Genomic DNA, 20425 nt, shown 5'->3' with positions numbered 1-20425 from the left:
AGAATAGTAGCTGAAGTAAAGTATCGTTGAGTGTTTAACTGAAAAGGATGGTACTGGAGGGGAAGAAATGAAGAAAAATAGAGTGGCTATCTGTATGATTCTTTTCCTGATGTGTACGTGTATGATCGCTGTTGTCATGGTACGTCCGATAGTCTCGTCAGGTGCAAAAGATATTACAGATAAGATAAGTATTCTGGGAATGGAACTGATAAGGGCTGATGGAAGCAAGCTTTCAGAGGAAAACGCTATTCAGGTGAATGATAGCATTCATGTGAGTTATTCTTTGAAAATCGCTCAAGAAGAAATGGATGAAATCAGTTCAGGAGATACATTTATCATTACTTTGCCAGATGCACGCTATTTTCAAGCGGAGGAGCAACGTTCGCCGATACAGCTGAAAGAACCTGAGACTGAGGAGGTCATTGGACAAGTTTCTTTAATGGGAGATCATTTTAGAGTAATTATTAATGAAAATGGCGCTGATCAAATAGAGCTGAAAAACTTCAAATTAGCAATTAAGATGAGAGCGATAAAAGCAGGTGAGGGAATCAGTGCTGGCGGGAATGGAGCAGCGAACATACCAAAATTGAAAATCACCGAGCTCAATCCCAAAGCTGCTGAACGGATCCAAGCAGAGACCCAGATAGCGGGTGTCGGCAGTTTGACAGATTCTAGAAATTTTGAATATGTAATCGTTGATAAAGCAAATTTAAAGCAACCTATCGCTTACGGAATCACAGAAAGAAAAATAGTTCAAAAAGGTGAGAGAGTCAAAATTGTGTTTTATAAAGGTAAAACAATTCAAGGAAGCTATTTAGAAAAAATTGAAGGAAATATTGGTGCGACAGGATGGTATTCGATTCTAAAGGATAATCATAGCTACTTGCTTCGTGAAATACCTAATCCCGAGTATCTAACAGTAATCACTGGTGGTATCGGAGAAGGCGGCCAGTATGATTATCAAATAGAAAATCATCAAACGGTCCGTTTTACGATATTCAATCAAACAGCATTGAAGGAGCAGCTCTTGGATAATTTAGCGCAAGTGCCTAGAAGAGTAATCCCTCAGATTAAAAACGAAGACAAACAGATCGTGATTGGAGACGCAGACGCAAATCAAAGAGCTGATCAAACGGCGCCTAAAAAGACCGCAACCTTTTCCTCTGCTGAAAAGACTGCTGAGAGGTCTAATGAGGAGGGAATCAATTTAACTAAGATAGATTCAGTAACAGGGGAAAAACTTCAAGGTGCTGAATTTGAATTAAACAATGAACAAGGTGAAAAAATGTATCTTCGCAGGAAACTGATTACGGATGAAAGTGGTCTGCTTCACATTAATCCTTTGCCAATAGGAAAGTATTCCTTGATAGAGAGGAGCGCGCCAGAAGGATACGAGCTGGACAGCGAACCGATAAATTTTACTTTCTCTAAGAAGAAAAAAGTAATAACCTTAACAAAGGAGAATACGAAAAAAGGGAACACGTCTACAGTAAGTCAGACATCCTCGGAAGAAATAAAGACAACGAAAGAATCCAGCAACGAACAAACAAGCAAAACCACATCTTCTTCCATAAAAAAGCAGTATCCTAAAACAGGGACAATAGAAAGTGGATTACTTTCAGTGTTAGGCTATAGTTTGCTAGGAGTTATGCTGTTGTATCGAAAAAGAAGATAAAAAAACGAGGCTGATCGGCAATTTTCTGCTGATCAGCTTCTTCTTTTACTATTTTACTAAAAACAATTGTGAAAAAAGTTCTTTGGCACCGTTTTTATGAGTTCAAAATACCATAAAAACAGATGTTCTCTAAGTGTTGATATGATGGCATTTGTTAATAAATATATTTGGTGTGAAAAAAATCACAAAAACTATTTACAAACGTTTATTGGTGTTGTATGATGTGTATGTGAAAAGTAACACAAAAATTTTTAGGAGGATACACATGGCTAAAGCGATTGAAAAGGAAAAAGACGCAATCAGCGTTGAGCAAGTGATTGATGAATTAGCGGCAAAAGCAAATGTTGCTCTGAAAGAAATGGAAGATTTCGATCAAGAAAAAGTTGACCATATCGTTCACGAAATGGCAATGGCAGCACTAGACAAACACATGATGTTGGCAAAAATGGCGGTTGAAGAAACCGGTCGTGGGATTGTCGAAGATAAAGCAATCAAAAACATGTATGCATCAGAATATATCTGGAACAGCATCAAACATGATAAAACAGTTGGCGTAATCGGTGAAGATAAGCAAAAAGGCTTAATCGAAGTTGCCGGTCCTGTCGGTGTTGTTTGTGGGGTAACTCCAACAACTAACCCAACTTCTACGACGATCTTCAAAGCAATGATCGCATTGAAAACAGGGAATCCAATCGTATTTGCATTCCACCCAAGTGCTCAAAAATGTTCAGCTGAAGCTGCACGTATCGTTCGTGATGCTGCAATCGCAGCAGGCGCTCCTGAAAACTGTATCCAATGGATCGAAAAGCCATCGATCGACGCAACATCAATGTTAATGAATCATCCAGGCGTGGCAATCGTTCTTGCGACTGGCGGACCAGGAATGGTTAAATCAGCATACTCTACTGGTAAACCAGCTTTAGGTGTAGGTGCTGGTAACGTACCTTCATACATTGAAAAAACGGCAAAAATCAAACGTGCAGTAAATGATTTGATCGTATCAAAATCATTTGATAATGGTATGATTTGTGCTTCTGAACAAGCAGTCATCGTTGACAAAGAAGTCTACGAAGAAGTGAAAGCAGAATTCCAAGCACACCAAGTATATGTAGTGAAGAAAGCAGAATTGAAGAGATTAGAAGACGCTGTAATGAACGAAGGCAAATATGCAGTTAATCCTGCGATTGTTGGTCATTCAGCTGAAGATATCGCACAACGTGCAGGTATCAAAGTTCCTGCAGGCACAAAAATTCTGATTGCAGAATTAGATGGTGTTGGTGCTGACTATCCATTGTCTCGTGAAAAATTGTCTCCAGTTTTAGCAATGATCAAAGCGAATGATCACGTTCACGGATTTGATCTTTGCCAAGGGATGCTTGAATTAGGCGGACTAGGACATACAGCTGTTATCCATACTGAAGATGAAGACTTACAAGTGAAATTTGGTTTGCGTATGAAAGCTTGCCGTATTTTAGTAAATTCACCATCTGCTGAAGGCGGTATCGGTGATATCTATAATGAAATGATCCCATCATTGACTCTTGGTTGTGGTTCATACGGTAAGAACTCAGTATCTAAGAACGTATCTGCTATTAACTTAATCAATGTTAAAACTATAGCGAAACGGAGAAATAATATGCAATGGTTTAAATTACCACCAAAAATCTTTTTCGAAAAGAACTCTCTATTGTATTTGACAAAAATGGAAAACGTTGAGCGTGTAATGTTAGTTTGTGACCCAGGAATGGTTCAATTTGGTTATGCAGACATCGTTCGCGAAGTATTAGGTCGTCGTAAAAACGACGTGAAGGTTGAAGTCTTCTCAGATGTAGAGCCTAACCCTTCAACTAATACCGTTTATAAAGGTTTAGAAATGTTTAATGATTTCCAACCAGATACAGTAATTGCTCTTGGTGGTGGTTCTGCAATGGATGCGGCGAAAGGCATGTGGATGTTCTTTGAACACCCAGATACTTCATTCTTCGGCGCGAAACAAAAATTCTTGGATATCCGCAAACGGACTTACGGAATTGCAAAACCTGAAAAAGCAAAATTAGTATGTATCCCAACTACTTCTGGTACAGGTGCCGAAGTAACACCATTTGCTGTTATTACCGACAGTGAAACACACGTGAAATACCCATTAGCAGACTATGCATTGACACCAGATGTGGCAATCGTTGACCCACAATTCGTTCTGACTGTTCCTGCTTCAGTAACTGCTGATACTGGTATGGACGTATTAACACATGCGATCGAGTCTTATGTATCGGTTATGGCATCTGACTATACACGTGGCCTAAGCTTACAAGCAATTAAGATCGTCTTTGAAAATCTTGAGAAATCAGTAAAAACAGCTGATCCAGAAGCTCGTGAAAAAATGCATAACGCTTCAGCTATGGCTGGTATGGCATTCGCGAACGCATTCTTGGGAATTTGTCACTCAGTAGCACATAAGATCGGTGGAGAATATGGTATTCCTCACGGACGTACGAATGCAATTCTATTGCCTCATATCATCCGTTACAATGCCAAAGATCCTCAAAAACATGCAATGTTCCCTAAATATGACTACTTCCGTGCAGACACAGACTACGCTGATATCGCGAAGTTCTTAGGTCTGAAAGGCAACACGACTGCGGAATTAGTAGAAGCATTGATTACTGCTATCTATGATTTAGGTGTAACTTGCGGTATCGAAATGAACTTGAAGGCACAAGGCGTGACTCAAGCAACATTAGATTCTACCGTGGATCGCATGGCTGAGTTAGCTTACGAAGACCAATGTACAACAGCTAATCCGAAAGAACCATTGATCAGCGAGTTGAAAGAAATCATCGTAACTGCTTACGATTACAAAGCTTAAAGCGAAAGTAAGAGTCCTCATTATGAGGGCTCTTTTTTAATAATTTGAGCAAGTCTGGATAGCTGATTGCAGTGAATAAGTATGATTCACGAGTATTCAGAGAAAATTTACATATTTTTTAGAAAAAAATAATTTCAATTGTTTTCATTTAAAACATTCAATTTTTTTAGATAAAATGAACCTCTTTGATTGTTATAGTCTGTGAAAAACGATAGACTAGAATTAGGATAAGAGGAAGGGTACGAAGGCATGGAGAAACTGAAACGAGAGATAAAAGAACTAGGTGAATCAAATGCACGATTAGGTGCACTAATCGACTATTTAGCGAATGAAAAGAAATTAATGGCAAGTAAATCAAACCATATTTTTATGTTAGATATGCAGGATTATGTTGCTGCGTTGAATCGGTTGGCTCCCTCGGATTCTAAAGTTTCTGTGACATTGCCTGAAATCAAACAAATCAATCGTCTTTTGACACAGCAATATGAATTAATGAAGCTTGTTCAAAGAGACTATGCTCGACTTGAGGTAACTAAAAATTTACCAGAAGATTTGAAAATTGATGAAAATCAGAAAAAACATCTAAGACGTTTGCAGGTTATTAATCAACTGCTGCTGCAAGACAATATTTTTTTCCAATCCATGCTAGATGCCAAGAAAATCAGTGGAAACATCCGAATCGGTGAAAAGAAAAATTGGCTTCAACGGTTGCTTAGAAGATAAAAATACAGCTGAAGGACCAGCAAATAAGCGGGTGAGATCGAATGATCTCACCCGCTTATTTGCTGTTTCAAGTTTTTGGTTAGTGGCGTACTGCTAATTTCTTATAATCAATTCCTCGAGCTTGGCACCAATCTCTTGGTGAACCGGAAAGAATGATTGGATTGTGGATTAAATCAGCAGTTGTGGATTTATCGGTCATCAAGTATAAACGCTGAAGCTGGGTTTTCCAGTCTTCAATCATTTCGACTGCACCGTCGATCCCATGACTGATTAGCTCATCTAGGATTGTGGCAGAGATCCCAACGGCTTTTGCTCCTAAGCAAAGAGCCTTAAAAATATCATAAGCATCGCGTATTCCGCCAGAAGCTAAAATCGTCAAATCATCGAATTTTTGAGCTTCTAAAAGCGAGATGACAGTTGATTGGCCCCAGTCATCTAGATAATTCAGCTCTCGTTTTTTCCGGCGGGCGTTTTCGATTTGAGAGAAGCTTGTGCCGCCGCGTCCGGATACATCAACAGCCTTGACATTCAACTCTTGTAATTGCTGTATAGTCTCTCTGTTCATACCAAAGCCGACTTCTTTAACGATTACAGGAACGGTTAATTGTTGAATCGTTTCTTCGATATTTTTAGACCATTCATGAAAATCACGATCGCCTTCGGGCATCACAAGTTCTTGGGGGACATTTAGGTGAATCTGCATCCCGTCTGCTTGGAGCAGGTCAACAATTTTCTTTGCATCGTCACTTGTTCTGCCGGCCCCCATATTGCCTAAGATCAAGCCGTTAGGATTCACTTCACGAACGACTGTATAAGAGTCCGCAACATTAGGATCTTTTAGAGCTGCACTGACTGAACCTGTGGCCATCATTAAGTTCGTTTCACGAGCAATGATGGCTAAATCATGGTTGATTTTTTTAGTCTTTTCGCTGCCCCCAGTCATTGCATTGATATAAAAGGGAACGCTGAGCTTTAACCCAAGAATTTCCGTACTTAGATCAATATCTTCTGATCGAGTGTTTACCAAAGAAGAATGCATTAAGTGAATGGCATCGAAGTCATTTTCCTTCGGTTTTTGATGAAAGGCTCGTGCTAGAGAAACATGTTCATCTTTACGATTCATGGCGATCCTCCGTAAGATGATAGACGTGTAAGGGCAATGGTGTAATACCGGCTTTTTCCCAAGAACTCATTAAAGGTAAGATCCCCGCACGCTTGTCGACGATTACGATCCCGCAATCGCCTCCGCCGGCACCAGAAGATTTTGCGGCACCGCCATATTTTTCGGCAAGATCATTCAATCGTTTTAATTCTTCCGTTTCAATCGAAACGTTGCTCAGGCTAGTTAATTGATTGAGCAAGCTTCGATTTTTGCGAATCATTTTTTGGATCAAGGCGATATCATTGTGTTTGAAGCCTTGGATCATCTGATCAACACAGGCTTTACTGTCGCTTAAAAAATTTTCATAAGAAGTTTTCTTTTCGTTTCGAGATTGATGCACTTGATCCACGAGATCAGAAGTTGAAGCTGGGCTGCCAGTCCAACCAATCAGCAACCGTAAATCTTCTGGTACTTGCAAAGGTTCAATTTGCAGGTTTGGCCAATCACTTTCAATCAAGGTGGTCATTTTTTCAGTGGCCAATTTATTTAATACCCAGTCGTGATCAAAGGTTGAAAAAGCTAACCAGCCGCCGTAACAGCTTGCTGCGATATCGCCGCAAGAGCCATTACCTTGGACATTTAAATGAGCAAGGGTGGCCAATTTAAATAATTCTAGCTGTGAAAGGTTTAGTTCATAAAACGCGTTTAGTGCTTTAACTGTAGCAACGGTCACCGCACCACTGGAGCCTAATCCGTATTTTCGGCCATTAGAGTTGTCTAGCTCACTGGTTACTTTCAGGTCGAAGAAAGCGAGTTTCTTTCCTTTTTCTTGAGCGAATTTTTCAGTGAAATGAATCGCCGCTAAAATATAATGGAAGGGATTGTCGCGAATATCTAATACTAATTCATTTTTTCGTCGTGTCCAACGAATCGGCATGTCGCTGTATTGAGCTGATTGAATGCTTCCGCTTTTTTTTGCGGGGCCGATAGAGACTGAAATGAATTGATCAATCGCAACGATGATCGCCGGGTGTCCCGGTTCCACTACCGCATATTCGCCGGCAATGTATAATTTCCCTGGTGCAGTCGCTTCGATCATTTATGCTTCCTCCTCTGTCAAAATTTCAATTTTGGGTCCAGCATGAGCGACAACAATCTGTTGTGCATTAAACTGATCCTTTAAGGCGTTTAATAGAGCTGCTTCATTTTTCCGTTCAACCAAAATTTTGACATTTGGTCCAGCATCCATCGTGAAGTAGCAAGGCAAGCCGTTCTCTCTAAAGTGACGAACAAGATTCATGGCCTTCATACTTTCTGCAGACCAGTAGGTAAAGGGCGGCGTTGCCGCCAATGTTGTTCCATGCATTTTCAAGGCGCTGGCTTCGGTCACTTCTCCAAGAGCTGTAAAATCTTTGGTTGCGATGGCTTTTTTGGCTTTTGCTAAATCCTGTGATATGGTTTGCAGCCAGCCATTGTAAAAAGCGGAGGTTTCAACTGTTCGCTGCATACCGTCACGACTGGAGATATCTTTTTGAGCATCATTAACGACTACGAAAACCATGCTTAAGTCATTTTCGAAACCATCACTGGGAATGCTTGTCGCATAAGAAGTCTCGTCAGAGTCCCCTTTTTGCCATTCTGCAAAGCCGCCGTAAATGCTGCGGCAGGCTGAACCGGAGCCGCGACGAGCCAAGCGGGATAACTCTTCTGGTGAAAGGGTCAAATTTAGCGCTGCGCTGGCAGCTCCAGCCAAAGCAGCTAGGCCGCTGGCAGAGGAAGCTAAACCAGCTGCAGTAGGGACAAAGTTCTGACTTTTGACAACTGCGTGCAAGGAGCAGTCTGCTTTTGACCGCACTAAATCAAGAAAGCGACTCACTTTGAGGGTCGCTTTCGAATCTTGCAATTGATGATCTAGATAGAAGAGGTCTTCCGTTATGTCCTCTGAAAAAGTTACGCATGTTTCTGTGTAAAAAGCATCCAAGGTCAGTGATAAACTGTTATTCATTGGAATGATCAAATCTTGATTTTCTTTGCCCCAATATTTAATTAAGGCGATATTGGTATAAGCTCGAGCTTTGCCGCTAAACATGTGCGTACACACCTAACCCTTCGATCCAAGTATTGCGCGCGCCAGCATCTAACAAGATCTGTTGCAGCTGACGCCCGCTTTTTTCGTCTTCGGCCAACGCGATCATACAACCGCCACGACCTCCGCCAGTTAATTTAGCCCCTAAGGCGTGATTTTCTAAGGCTGTTTCGATCAAATGGTCTAGATGACGGTTGCTGGTTCCTAATAACCGCAGTAAGCTTTGAGCCTGATTCATGCAGTCACCTAAAATTTGCGGACGATTTTGTGAAATTGCCCGTTGCGCCTGGTTAGTCAGCTTGCCTAACATTCGCATTTGTTTGTTCGTTTCATAGGGACGCAGCTCCATTAATTTTGCAATATCTTTGACTGCTTTGCGTGTTTGTCCCTTGATGCCTGTATCGGCAACGACTAAAAAAGCATCCATATTTAATTGGAAAGGCTGGAAGCCGATTCCTTTTTGATAAAGGATTGGTTCAGTGCCGCTGATTGTTGTTGCATCGATGCCGCTAGGGTTTCCGTGAGCAACTGCTTCGGCTTGGTTTACAAAATGCAGAACCTTCTCCTGTGTTGCCGGTTCTTCCATCCAATCAAAGACAGCACGTGTTATAGCGACAGCAACTGCTGCACTTGAGCCCATTCCGCGTTCTGCCGGGATGGAGCTTTCTATTTTCAAATAAAATGGTTCTGGAATTCTAAAGTGTTTAACTAAATACCAAAGCAGGACTGTAACGTTTCGCATCGTGTTTGGAGCTTCTGAAAGCGGTCCGTGAAAGAAGCTGGATTCGATCCAGGACTCTAATTTATTTGCGCGAATCGTCGCTTGGATACCTGTTCCGGAAAATGGGAAGGCGATCGCCGGTTCTCCATAGACAACCGAATGTTCTCCCATTAATATGATTTTCCCGCTGGCATAACCCGTGCCAATCGATTTCATTAAAAAAACCCCTATTTCGTTTTAGAGTAATTATTTTCCCAAAGAAAATACATGTGATTACTAACGCGCGGTTCATTGCTGTCTAATAATGATTCTAAAGCAATTGTTTTTCTAGCGAAAGCAATACGTTTTTGGTATTCCACCTGAATAAACAGGGGCTGATTTTTTTACTTAATAGCAACTATTCATCTAAGTCTCTTTCTCATTTTACTCAGAGAATGACGACAAGTAAACGAAACGACTGAAAAGTTTTTGAAAATCAACGATTTTTTAAACATTCCTTAGAAGAAAAAAAGGACTTATTCTAGAAGTATTTCGTTTGACGGTACAAGATATTGGGGGTATATTAGATAAGTTGAAAAATACGCACTATATTTTGTATGAAGCGAGTTGGGGGTTTATGAGCGTGATCGTATTAGCAGGAACCATTGGAGCAGGAAAATCAAGTTTGACGGCAATGTTGTCAGAACATTTAGGTAGTCAGGCTTTTTACGAATCAATCGATGATAATGAGGTATTGCCGCTGTTTTATGCTGATCCAGAGCAATATGCTTTTTTATTGCAGATTTATTTCTTAAATAAACGTTTTGACAGTATCAAAAAAGCGATGCAGGATGACAATAATGTCTTGGATCGTTCAATCTATGAGGACTCCTTATTGTTCCATTTGAATGCTGATCTTGGTCGAGCAACTGAGACTGAAGTGAAGGTCTATGATGAATTATTGGCGAACATGATGCAAGAGCTGCCTTATGCCGCTCACAAAAAGCATCCTGATTTGTTAGTCCACATCCGTGTTTCTTTTAAAACAATGATGGAGCGGATTCAAAAACGCGGACGTGAATATGAACAATTAGAATTTGATCCAACCTTATATGATTATTATAAAGAATTAAACAGTCGCTATGATCAATGGTATGAAGAGTACAATGAGAGTCCTAAGATTCAAATCGACGGTGATCGGTTGAACTTTGTGGATGATGCGGAAGCACGTGATGAAGTTATTCGGATGATCGATGAAAAGATTCTCGAAGTCCAAGGTGTTCCTGTTGAGTAATTGCTGAGCATGCAAATTTTTGCGTGCTTTTTTTATTATTTTTAGGAATAATTGCCAAAAGGATTTGTATCTGGTGTTTGGAATAATATAGCTCGAAAGTTTTTGTTATACTGGACTGGGATTAGACTGAATTAGCACCAGGAGGTTTCTGATGGACAGCAGACAAACATTTAATCAAGAAATGTGTTCGTGGATCAATGTAGATACTACCCAACCCCATGAGATAAAGCAGTTGAGAGCTAGCTTCGCGATCAGTGACGAGATGCTGACGTATGCGCTTGATGATAATGAACGAGCACGGGTAGAATATGATCCGATGGAAAAAGCCCTGCTCTTGATTTTTAATGTGCCGAATCTTTTGAAGAAAGACAATCATTATGAAACGAGTCCGATGGCCTTTATTTTGAAGGATCATTACTTTTTTTCTTTTGTGAATGAGCGGACCTCTTATGTTGAGAATGTGATTGAGAACATTTTATCCAGTGAACCAAATCAAAGTACTGCGAGCTTGTTGTTTCACACACTATTTTTGGTTTCTGATTATTATTTTCCTTTGGTAGAGGAAGTCGATAGTCAACGAATCCAATTGAACAAAAGGCTGCGGGAAAAAACGACGAATAAGAATTTATTGGCACTTTCGGATTTAGAGATTGGCTTGGTCTATTTAGTGACTGGTACTAAGCAAAATGCAGTTTTACTGGAGCAAATAAAAGCGCAAACGATTTTCTCCAGCTTTACTGACAAGGAAAAAGAAGAACTGGATGATGCCTTGATCGAGGCTAAGCAGGCTGTAGAGATGACAAAATTGTCCAGTGAGATTTTGGATCAGTTATCCGGTACCTACAATAATTTATTGAATAATAATCTGAATGATACAATGAAAATCTTAACGATCTGGTCATTATTATTGACGATCCCAACGATCGTAACGGGTTTTTTCGGGATGAATATGCCCTTGCCATTTACTCATTCCGAAGTTGGTTGGCTCATAACCTTGATTATTAGTCTGGGATTATCTATCTGGTTAATCTTAATTTTATGGCGCAGAATACGATAAAGAGGCTGAGCCGAAAAATACTTAATAAATTAAAAACGACCGCTCCTGTTTCTATCGGTTTTGATAGAGACAGGAGCGGTCGGCTTTGTTTATAGAATAAAGGTTTCGATGACTTCAGCTATGGCACTTTGTTCGTGATCTGCGATCGTCGTGTGCTGTGCCGCTTCTTTGACCGAAGGAACAGCATTCGCTACAGCGATACCTAATTCTGCTGCATGGATCATCGCTAAATCATTGGTGTTGTCACCGATAGCGATCGTTTCATTCATAGGAATATTCAGATGATCGGCCAAGGTCTGCAAAGCGGCCCCTTTATTGACTCCTTTAGGATTGAACTCAATGTAACGGTTAGACGAGTAGCTGATTTCCAATAGATCGTGGAGGTCAGCAGGCATTTCTTGCTCCAATTTTTCTAAATACCCGCGGTCCAAATTTTGGAATAGGGCTTTGTAGCAGACTTGATCCTCTAGAAAACGAAGATCGTCCTCGAAGCGTTTTTCATGGGGGATCGTTGTTAAATACGCGTCTTCCTCTGGATTGCTATGATAAACATAGGTCTGGTCAAATGTATATAGGTGGATCGCTACATCATAATTTGAACCAAATTCAAATAAGCGTTTCAAAATCTCAAAGGGCATAGGGAAATCTTTGATGATCGCAGGCCCCTGATTTTCAACGACCACTCCGCCGTTAAACCCGATCATATAATGGTTTGCTTTATTTGCTGCCTCTAATTCTTCCAAGGTTTGCTTGATCGAATAGAAGCCGCGGCCTGTTGCTGGAGCAAAAACGCCCCCTTTAGCTTCGGCCATTTTTATGGTTTCTTGCGTCCTTTTTGAAACATGACGAGCTTTGTCTAACAAGGTTTCATCCAAGTCGCAAGCAATCAAACGGTACATAGAAGTGCCTCCTTCAGTTTTCATGTCCTCATTATAGCAAAAACCGAGTGGCGCCACTCGGTTTTCTGAACTATAAAGAAAGCATAAAATTTTCACAGGAATAAATCACTTTGCAGCATATCCATGTCCGGCTTCACGAACTAGCTTTTGAGCAATAAGCTAGTTTGTGAAGCCTTTCTTGAACATCCTAGTTAGTTTGAATGAAATTTACGAGTATAAAACGTCAGACTAGTACTCATAAGCCACCCAGCTAGAAGCCCTAGTAAGCTGCCGATTACGATCCCCAGAAAACGGAATTGAATCAGTGAGTAAAGATATTGTTGTCTAACGAGCATCGAGAGCATCAATGCCATTGGGGTGGTAAAAAATTGTGCGATTGCATAATTGCGTTTCACAAAATATTCGACTGTCACAAATAATGCTGTGATCAGCAGCAATGTTTCAAAAATGGATAGCGGCAAATTCAGCAGACCGGCTGCAATGATGAGACCTACGATTGTACCGAAAATTCGTTGGATATTGCGATGGGCCATAGCTCGAAGATTATCTCCTTGTAAAATAGAGGCGCATGAGACAACTAGCCAATAGGGATTTTTTAGCTGCAAGCCGATGCTGAGATAGACAGCAAAAAAAAGAATCCCACTGTATAGAAGACTATCAATGACCACAGCGGGATCATGATCGATTCGCGATTTCAGTGTTTTTTCTGTATTTTTTTCAGGCAAAGGCTCAGTTTCTACAAAATGGACTGCGAAAGCGACCGCTAAAGAGAAAAGAACACCAATGAAAAAATAGCCGCTCATCATTGGGATTTTCGCAAGGGAAATCTTTGTGCTCGCGCCCATGGCTGTAACCATAACGATAAAGAAAGGACCTGGTTTAGCAATTCCATATAGTCGGAAAAAGAATCTTCCTATAAAACCGACAACAGCAACCACGATCGGTGCAGTCCAAGCGGCATGGGTCGAAAGCATACCGAGAAAGTTTGCCGCGGTCAAAAAACTGCCGACGACAGACAGGCGTACCATTAATTGTTTTAACGGGAGTCTTTGATAATAGAGAAAGGTGAAAATGCCTAAAGAACCGAAACTAGAAATAGCTAGCTGGTGGGATAAGTAGCCGGTGAATAAAACACTGATCATACAAAGGCCGGCACCGATTAAGCGTAACGGTGACTCCTTTGGTTTATTGTAATGAATCAATTCTTTGAAAAAAGAATGTTCCATAGTATCACTTCCTTCATCTTATACGTTAGCATACAAACTAAAGGAAGTTCAATAGAAAGTTTCTGAAAACAATCAGAAAAGGGAAATAATAAGTTGACATTTTATAGAATAGCTTGTATACTGTTAAAGTTGAGAAATGAAAGCAGAAGCACCCGCTTCTCGCCTTACGCGAACATCTCGCTGGGCTAGATAGTTAATGACTGATCTTTTAGGATGAGTCGAACTACGTGCGGGTTCGTAAAGAACTCGTTTTTTTTATTCGCTTTTTTTTCTCTCAAAAAATTTGGAGGTGAATGACCATAGCAAAGGATATGATGGTTAACGACGGCATTCGTGCACGTGAAGTACGTTTGATCGGACAAGACGGCGAACAACTAGGTGTTAAATCGAAAGTAGAAGCCTTAAAGATTGCTGAACAAGCAAACCTTGATGTAGTCCTAGTAGCTCCTGGTGCCAAACCACCTGTAGCACGTATTATGGACTATGGAAAATACCGCTTCGAATTACAGAAAAAAGAACGTGAAGCGCGCAAGAAGCAAAAAGTGATCAACATTAAAGAAGTTCGGCTTAGTCCAACGATCGACTTGAACGACTTTAATACAAAACTTCGTAACGCACGTAAATTCCTAGAAAAAGGTGACAAAGTGAAAGCTTCGATCCGTTTCAAGGGCCGTGCCATTACCCACAAAGAAATTGGTCAGAAAGTTCTTAATCGCTTAGCTGAAGAAACTGATGATATCGCAACAGTGGAACAAAAAGCGAAGATGGACGGACGTAGCATGTTCTTAGTGCTTGCACCGAAAGAGAAGAAAGACTAGCAATAATTTTGAGAATGCTTCTTTGACTCTAGTTAAAGAGTATGCGAAATGAAAAGTAGGAGGAAATTTAGTCATGCCAAAACAAAAAACACATCGCGGTTTAGCAAAACGCGTAAAACGCACTGGTAAAGGCGGTTTGAAACGTTTCCGCGCGTTCACAAGTCACCGTTTCCACGGAAAAACGAAAAAACAACGTCGTCAATTACGTAAAGCGTCTATGGTATCAAAAGGCGATTACAAACGTATCCGCCAACAATTGGCACGCATGAAATAATTGCGCAACCCGCTTTACAACTTAAAAAATTCAATGATTTATTTATTAGGAGGAATTAAACATGGCACGTGTTAAAGGTGGAACTGTAACTCGTAAACGTCGTAAAAAGACACTAAAACTAGCTAAAGGTTACTACGGTTCTAAACACACTCTATTTAAAACAGCTAAAGAACAAGTAATGAATTCATACAACTACGCATACCGCGATCGTCGTCAAAAGAAACGCGACTTCCGCAAATTGTGGATTGCACGTATCAACGCTGCAGCACGTATGAACGGCTTGAGCTACTCAAAATTAATGCACGGTCTTAAAGTTGCCGGTATCGAAATCAACCGCAAAATGTTAGCTGACTTAGCAGTTAACGATGCAGCTGCTTTCACTGCACTAGCTGACCAAGCAAAAGATGCAATCAAGTAAAGATTAAATTAATACTGATATAATGATGGTTCCCCGCTTTGTTAAGCGGGGTTTTTCTTTTGACCCAGAGATTGACCCAGACTTTTTCCATTTTTCATATAATCATTAAAGATTAATGCCGTCTCTTCTCTTGATTCTTCAGTAACATGAGTATATACATTCATTGTAGTTTTAATATTACTATGACCTAGACGAGATTGTACTTGTTTCATTGTTGCACCTGCATCAAATAGTAACGAGGCATGGGTGTGTCTAAAACCATGTGGAGTAATTTTCTGCAAATCTTTATGATGTTTATAAAGAGTAGCCAGCCATGTTTGAGGAGCTCTGGGATTCATCAAACTGTTGTTACTTTCATTAGAAAACACCAGTTGTTTCTTATCATTTAAACTGTAGTTCAGTTTACGATTTTCATTCCTTTGTTCGACTTCCCAAATATTTAATAATTTGACTGTATCAATATCGAGGCTAATCTTTCTATTGCTAGCTTTTGTTTTTGGCTTTTGAATTAGTAATTTTCCATTTTTCCCAACAGCTAGAGTTTTACTAATTGTTAAAGCTCTGTTCTTCATATCAATATCAGACCAAGTTAGAGCAAGTGCTTCACCTTTCCGCATGCCTGTATATGCGAGTAAAGAAAAGAAAACGTATCTTTTTAATGGAAACTCCAGTTTTAGTATATTAAGGAATTGTAGCAATTCATTCCTATTGTAGAAGTTTAATCGCTCAAACTCTTTTATATTATCCTGTGGCACAGGCATAACAATATTTTCCATAGGATTAGATGATATTTCATCAATAGAAATCGCATATTTAAAAATCATACTGGCATAATTAATAAAGCGATAGTAGCGATTTGGAGAAAGATTTGCCCATTTATTTGCATGCTTTTGACAGTTAGTTACACTGATATTTTGTATTCGATAATTACCGATTTCAGGTAGTATATGTTTTTCAAATACAAGATGTGTATTCCAATAGGTACTTTCTTTAACTCTGTTCTTGTAGATTAATACAAACCATTCTTCAAAAAGTTCTTTATAAGTACGATTTTTGGAAGAACTTTTCGATATATTTTCTGTATCTGTGATGCTTAATCGGGCATATGCTGTTCTTGCTTGCCGTATTGATGAGAAGCCACGTCTTGTCGTTTCTATCTGTTTACCAGTCAAAGGATCTATTCCCAGGTATTTTTTAAACATATAAGCAGTAGATCCATTTTTTTTCTTATATTTTTTTATTGTTGACATTTCAATTTTCCTCTCGGTATATAGCGTGGGGCACATAAGAAAGAAAATTACAGTAAATCTTGATTCTTTTTAATATAGTCTATTTTGTTTATGACCTCGTCTAATTGATCAAACGGGAGGGTATCGAAGAAGGCGGGTTCCCAAATGATTTCGTCATCTTTTGTTGTAATCGGAAAGCCCTCTTCATCAAGTTTTGGCTGTTTTGTAAATAATCGTTGAATAGCTTCTGCCTTCTCATAGACCTCATTGATTTCGTGGACATATTGTTCGTTGAAGGCTTTTGAAAACCTCACCATCCGTTCAATCTTATCTTCATTTTCATCGATCCGCTCTAAGACTTTTGTAGTCTCTTCTAATGCGACTTCTTCTTCTGTTCCAAAAAGTTCTATTGGTCCCGCATTCAACACCTTTCTTAATTTCTCTAGCGTTTCAAACGTTGGGTAGCGTATTCCCCGTTCAATATTGGAGATTGTTTGTTTCTGAAGACCGATTCGATCCGCTAATTCTTCTTGGGAAAGATGTTGTTCTTTTCTTAATCTGGCAATATTTCTACCAAAGTTTTCAATCATTCTCTTCACCTCTTTGACTTTAGTATACTCTCATAAACTGTGAATTCAATATAAATAAACTAAAAAGTTTATATAATAAAAATAAAAAAACTTATTGACATATTATAAAAATGGGTATAGGATGGAACTGGAATTAAGAAAGTTTACATAACGAATGTTTAAGTGGTCTTTGAAAACTAAATATGGAGGGATTGTATGACGATCGAAGAGACATTGTTGAGCTGGGAGAAAGAGACCTACAGTCGTGTTTATGCGTTGACCAAAGAAGCGTTGGAAAACGCAAGAGAGGAGCATGACATAGTAAAACAGAAGTACTGTGCACAATATTTTGATGTCAGTGTCAACACATTAAAAGAGTGGGTGATTCACGGGTGTCCAGAAATTCGTTTAGACTCAGGAATGGTTCTTTATAGCAAGAGCGCTGTTCGAAAATGGTTATTAGGCTATCAAAAATAATTTGTGTGGGACGCATTGAACAAAAGGGCAGTGAAAGATGGCTAGAGTGGGCAACTGAATAATCACGTGTTTAATCTGGCAGCACAAACGAAACTATTTTTTTATTTGTTGCTGGGTTGAAACGCTTTCCAAAGTTGTTCGTCCATGTGCAGAGCGAACAAGGTCTCCTTGTGAGAGCTGGGCGCTAACGCGCCCAGCGGTGAATGCAGAGTCTCAGTCGAGGTCTCCTCGACTAAGACTCAAGCATAGACGTTACAACGTTGAGAAAGAGTACGGTTTTGGGTCAGTTTCAAGCAACAAATGCAAAAAAATAGGCTTGTCGAGGGCAGCTCGACAAGCCATGACCCCCGTATTCTAACAGGGGGGTAGTGAAGACAAAAATCGAAGAAAAAAGAGGGAATAAAGCTTGGTACTAAGCCTTTTTTCTTAGGCGCACACTCAAACTGAAAAAGTGCGATTTTGTCAACCAATTATGGATTGAAAATTAATTTATGATTAGATCAATTAAAATGGGTTCTGGTTAATTGAAATTCACTATTTCCAACTGTGATGCATTTTTGAGTGTTTTACAATATCTACCGATTACTTATAAAATATTGATCTACCAGTATTGCCCACTACTATCTATTAAACTTAATGTAGGTATTTTTTAGATATAGCACTGAAAACCATGAACTTCTATTCCTTTTGGAGGCTTTTGAAGATTTCAACCAACTTTTCGGTTTGAAAATGAATCCCGAAAATTGCTGGGTCAAAAAAGCGAAACGGATTCCTTGATCAGAGTTGGAAAAGGAGTATGCAAAAAAAATTTGGGATAAGAAGGGAGATGTCACAAAATCGTTGCGCACAGCATTGGGCGTTTTAATCACCCAAAAAAGAGTACGGCTACAGTGATAAGGAAACGGTACTTCAGATTCAAGAAAATCCGTGTCTACAATTTTTTGGCGGAGTGCCGACTTATCAATATGAACGTCTTTTTAACGCGACATTAATGCTCAATTTCCGTAAGCGTTTAGACGAAACCACTTTGAATCAATGGAAAAGAATAATCAAGAATTAACGGAACAATTTGAACTCGTCCTTGAACAAAATCAGTATCTTCAAGGACAGCTATTTGCGCTGCAGCGCCAGATGTATTGGCGAAAGAAAGAAGATATGCCATCGATTGATGGACAAACAAATCTCTTTGATACAGATTCTTTTAAGGAACCAGAGCAGGCTGGTCAGGAAAGCTAGGAATTGATTGAGGTAAAAAGTTTTAGACGGAAAAAGACAAAAGGGAAAAAAGCCTTGTCGCTTTCCCACTTACCCGCAAACCATCTTCACTATTATTTGGAGAGCGAAGACTGTCTTTGTGATGCCTGCGGTACTCACATAACTGAAATTGGCTCCACCGTCGTTCGTGAAGGACCTTTATTTATTCCTGCTCACATTGAAAAAAAATTGTTTCATCAACATGCGTACAAGTGTTGCACATGTGAAAAAGACAATGGAACGACACCAATTAAGAAAGTCAGCGTCCCAAAACTACTAATCAATAACATTTTTGGAAGTTCCACAATGGTGGCTCAGACAATCGTTGAAAAGTATGTCAAGAAAGTGCCTGCCTATCGTCAAGAGAACGAATGGAAAACCTTTGGCTTTCCATTGGATCGCCAGAAAATTTCACATTGGTATCTTCTGGCGACAGACTATGTCTTGTCGCCACTGTATCAACTATTAAAAGAAACCTTACAGAACGTCTAAGACATTCATGTGGATGAGACGCACTACAATGTCTTAGACGTTCCAAAAGCCACGACCTATTATTGGCTGTATACTTCAGGAAAAGCAGAAAGCTATCCCATTGTTCTTTACCAACATGAATTATCGCGCAAACATGAAATCCCTCAGAATTTTCTTACACACTTTACTGGCTATCTACATAGTGATGCCTACGCAGCTTATGGAAAAATGTCTGGCATCAAGAATGTTTACTGCTGGGCACATGTTCGTCGTAATAATCATAGAGCCGGCATTCGTCCGATTCGAGAGAAGATTAAACAGTATTTCGCTTCCTATTTGGTCAAATGAAACATAACCTAATTCGTCCAGAATAACCAAGTCGTATTTACCAAACCGACGCTTATAAAAATTCAGCTGGTTCGCACTCATGGATTCTTTTAGTTCGATGACCAAGTTAGGGATATTCGTAAAGAGGACACTTTTTCCAGCCAGACAAGCTTCCATTCCGAGAACAGTTGCTAAATGTGTTTTTCCAACACCAGGTATAAATGTCAATATAAAGATGTCAATTTTCGCGAAAATTGACATGTACAAAAATACGCCTAAATCTCCTCAAGGTAATCCTTAATTCTATAGGAGTTTCCGGTTATCTGGACCACATGAGCGTGATGCAATACTCTGTCTAAAATAGCGTTCGCAATTTTGGGATCTAAGAAAACCTCTCCCCAATCCTTGAAGGGCATATTTGTTGTTAGAAGGGTACTTTTCTTTTCATATCTTCTATCAATTAGCTGGAAAAATAATTTAGCGTCATCCACCGAAATTGGCAAATAGCCTATTTCATCGATGATTAGCAGTTTTTTACTTGAATAAAATTTGAGTCGTGATTCTAGTCGGCTTTCATTTCTTGCCTTCTTTAAATTTTGTATTAAATCATGACATTTTACAAAATAGGTGCTAATTCGCTTTCTAGCACTCTCAATCCCAATAGAAGTCGCTAGATGCGTTTTCCCTACGCCGCTAGGTCCAAGGAAAACGACGTTTTCCAGGCGGTCAATAAATTGATGACCTATGAGTTCCTCAATTTGGGACTGATTTACGGATGTTTGAAAGTTAAAATCGAAATCATCGATTCGTTTATTATGCGGAAAATTCGCTGTTAATATCATTGAATTAGCAGCACTAATTTCTTTTATATCTACCTCTTTTTGAGTTAGCTCCAGAAGAGCCTCTATAAACGTTAAATCGTTTGTTACACTTTTTTTGATATATCGCTCAAATGAAGGG

21 protein-coding genes, 1 pseudogene and 1 other annotated feature are annotated in these 20425 nt (G+C 39.6%); of the genes and pseudogenes, 12 read left to right on the top strand and 10 right to left on the bottom strand.

The features are described 5' to 3' along the window. The first annotated feature begins 67 nt into the window (after nt 1–67). From IGI67_RS10260 to IGI67_RS10250, 3 genes are all read left to right on the top strand, one after another. Complete coding sequence (locus IGI67_RS10260) at nt 68–1675, top strand: MSCRAMM family protein (RefSeq protein ID WP_429957651.1); 1608 nt, start codon at nt 68–70, stop codon at nt 1673–1675. Nucleotides 1676–1940: 265 nt separating this feature from the next. Then, nucleotides 1941–4541, top strand: coding sequence for a bifunctional acetaldehyde-CoA/alcohol dehydrogenase (adhE, locus tag IGI67_RS10255; protein ID WP_207107540.1), 2601 nt, complete (start codon nt 1941–1943; stop codon nt 4539–4541). A 249-nt stretch (nt 4542–4790) separates the two neighbouring features. Next, on the top strand, nt 4791–5264 hold the full coding sequence (locus tag IGI67_RS10250) for a hypothetical protein (RefSeq protein WP_429957650.1): 474 nt from the start codon (nt 4791–4793) through the stop codon (nt 5262–5264). Between the two features lie 79 nt (nt 5265–5343). Here IGI67_RS10250 and fni read toward each other — a convergent pair whose 3' ends face one another. Genes fni through mvk form a run of 4 tightly spaced genes read right to left on the bottom strand, consistent with a single transcriptional unit; the run spans nt 5344 to nt 9389 of the window. Continuing rightward, nucleotides 5344–6387, bottom strand: coding sequence for a type 2 isopentenyl-diphosphate Delta-isomerase (fni, locus tag IGI67_RS10245; RefSeq protein ID WP_429957649.1), 1044 nt, complete (start codon nt 6385–6387; stop codon nt 5344–5346). Beyond that, nucleotides 6377–7465, bottom strand: coding sequence for a phosphomevalonate kinase (locus IGI67_RS10240; protein ID WP_429957648.1), 1089 nt, complete (start codon nt 7463–7465; stop codon nt 6377–6379). Before IGI67_RS10240 ends, fni begins: the two co-directional genes overlap by 11 nt. Continuing rightward, complete coding sequence (mvaD, locus tag IGI67_RS10235) at nt 7466–8455, bottom strand: diphosphomevalonate decarboxylase (RefSeq protein ID WP_429957647.1); 990 nt, start codon at nt 8453–8455, stop codon at nt 7466–7468. Then, nucleotides 8448–9389, bottom strand: coding sequence for a mevalonate kinase (mvk, locus tag IGI67_RS10230; protein WP_429957646.1), 942 nt, complete (start codon nt 9387–9389; stop codon nt 8448–8450). Before mvk ends, mvaD begins: the two co-directional genes overlap by 8 nt. 400 nt (nt 9390–9789) lie before the next feature. Between mvk and IGI67_RS10225 the strand changes: the two genes are divergently transcribed. Together IGI67_RS10225 and IGI67_RS10220 are read left to right on the top strand one after the other, a co-directional pair. Next, nucleotides 9790–10446: a deoxynucleoside kinase gene (locus IGI67_RS10225; RefSeq protein ID WP_207107554.1), complete on the top strand. Its 657-nt coding sequence runs from the start codon at nt 9790–9792 to the stop codon at nt 10444–10446. A gap of 151 nt (nt 10447–10597) precedes the next feature. Further along, the gene (locus tag IGI67_RS10220; protein WP_429957645.1) at nt 10598–11503 is read left to right on the top strand and encodes a magnesium transporter CorA family protein; all 906 of its coding nucleotides are present in this window, start codon (nt 10598–10600) and stop codon (nt 11501–11503) included. Between the two features lie 89 nt (nt 11504–11592). Here the strand turns inward: IGI67_RS10220 and IGI67_RS10215 are convergent, their stop codons facing one another. After that, nucleotides 11593–12402, bottom strand: coding sequence for a Cof-type HAD-IIB family hydrolase (locus IGI67_RS10215; protein ID WP_429957644.1), 810 nt, complete (start codon nt 12400–12402; stop codon nt 11593–11595). A gap of 191 nt (nt 12403–12593) precedes the next feature. Beyond that, a complete protein-coding gene (locus IGI67_RS10210; protein ID WP_429957643.1) occupies nt 12594–13628 on the bottom strand; it encodes an FUSC family protein in 1035 nt (344 codons plus the stop codon). Nucleotides 13629–13762: 134 nt separating this feature from the next. Beyond that, nucleotides 13763–13892: a sequence feature (ribosomal protein L20 leader region), on the top strand. 29 nt (nt 13893–13921) lie between these two features. On the opposite strand from IGI67_RS10210, the gene infC reads away from it, so the two are divergent. From infC to rplT, 3 genes are all read left to right on the top strand, one after another. After that, the gene (gene infC, locus IGI67_RS10205; RefSeq protein ID WP_207110783.1) at nt 13922–14446 is read left to right on the top strand and encodes a translation initiation factor IF-3; all 525 of its coding nucleotides are present in this window, start codon (nt 13922–13924) and stop codon (nt 14444–14446) included. 73 nt (nt 14447–14519) lie between these two features. After that, a complete protein-coding gene (rpmI, locus tag IGI67_RS10200) occupies nt 14520–14720 on the top strand; it encodes a 50S ribosomal protein L35 (RefSeq protein ID WP_010747119.1) in 201 nt (66 codons plus the stop codon). A gap of 61 nt (nt 14721–14781) precedes the next feature. Further along, nucleotides 14782–15138 (top strand): 50S ribosomal protein L20, encoded by a 357-nt coding sequence (gene rplT, locus IGI67_RS10195; RefSeq protein ID WP_429957642.1) that lies wholly within the window; start codon nt 14782–14784, stop codon nt 15136–15138. A 41-nt stretch (nt 15139–15179) separates the two neighbouring features. Here the strand turns inward: rplT and IGI67_RS10190 are convergent, their stop codons facing one another. Then, the gene (locus IGI67_RS10190) at nt 15180–16388 is read right to left on the bottom strand and encodes a tyrosine-type recombinase/integrase (protein WP_429957641.1); all 1209 of its coding nucleotides are present in this window, start codon (nt 16386–16388) and stop codon (nt 15180–15182) included. Nucleotides 16389–16435: 47 nt separating this feature from the next. Beyond that, on the bottom strand, nt 16436–16957 hold the full coding sequence (locus tag IGI67_RS10185; RefSeq protein WP_429957640.1) for a helix-turn-helix domain-containing protein: 522 nt from the start codon (nt 16955–16957) through the stop codon (nt 16436–16438). Nucleotides 16958–17152: 195 nt separating this feature from the next. On the opposite strand from IGI67_RS10185, the gene IGI67_RS10180 reads away from it, so the two are divergent. The 4 genes and pseudogenes from IGI67_RS10180 to IGI67_RS10165 form a co-directional block, all read left to right on the top strand. Further along, nucleotides 17153–17413 (top strand): DNA-binding protein, encoded by a 261-nt coding sequence (locus IGI67_RS10180; RefSeq protein ID WP_429957639.1) that lies wholly within the window; start codon nt 17153–17155, stop codon nt 17411–17413. 913 nt (nt 17414–18326) lie between these two features. Then, nucleotides 18327–18473: a hypothetical protein gene (locus IGI67_RS10175; protein WP_429958635.1), complete on the top strand. Its 147-nt coding sequence runs from the start codon at nt 18327–18329 to the stop codon at nt 18471–18473. Continuing rightward, on the top strand, nt 18449–18649 hold the full coding sequence (locus tag IGI67_RS10170; protein ID WP_429957638.1) for a hypothetical protein: 201 nt from the start codon (nt 18449–18451) through the stop codon (nt 18647–18649). The genes IGI67_RS10175 and IGI67_RS10170 overlap by 25 nt, the downstream gene beginning before the upstream one ends. A gap of 324 nt (nt 18650–18973) precedes the next feature. After that, a pseudogene (locus IGI67_RS10165) lies at nt 18974–19369 on the top strand (IS66 family transposase); the annotation flags it as partial. Here the strand turns inward: IGI67_RS10165 and IGI67_RS10160 are convergent. Then, nucleotides 19334–19642: an ATP-binding protein gene (locus IGI67_RS10160; protein ID WP_429958634.1), complete on the bottom strand. Its 309-nt coding sequence runs from the start codon at nt 19640–19642 to the stop codon at nt 19334–19336. The pseudogene IGI67_RS10165 and the gene IGI67_RS10160 overlap by 36 nt on opposite strands. 98 nt (nt 19643–19740) lie before the next feature. Next, nucleotides 19741–20361, bottom strand: a complete 621-nt coding sequence (istB, locus tag IGI67_RS10155; protein WP_429958633.1) for an IS21-like element helper ATPase IstB — start codon at nt 20359–20361, stop codon at nt 19741–19743. Nucleotides 20362–20425 lie beyond the last annotated feature (64 nt).

This window comes from Enterococcus sp. AZ196, from assembly GCF_050498845.1.
In the GTDB taxonomy this organism is placed as follows: Bacteria; Bacillota; Bacilli; order Lactobacillales; family Enterococcaceae; genus Enterococcus_A; species Enterococcus_A murrayae.
Note: the sequence above shows the minus strand (reverse complement) of the source record. Positions and strands in the feature narration are given on the sequence as shown.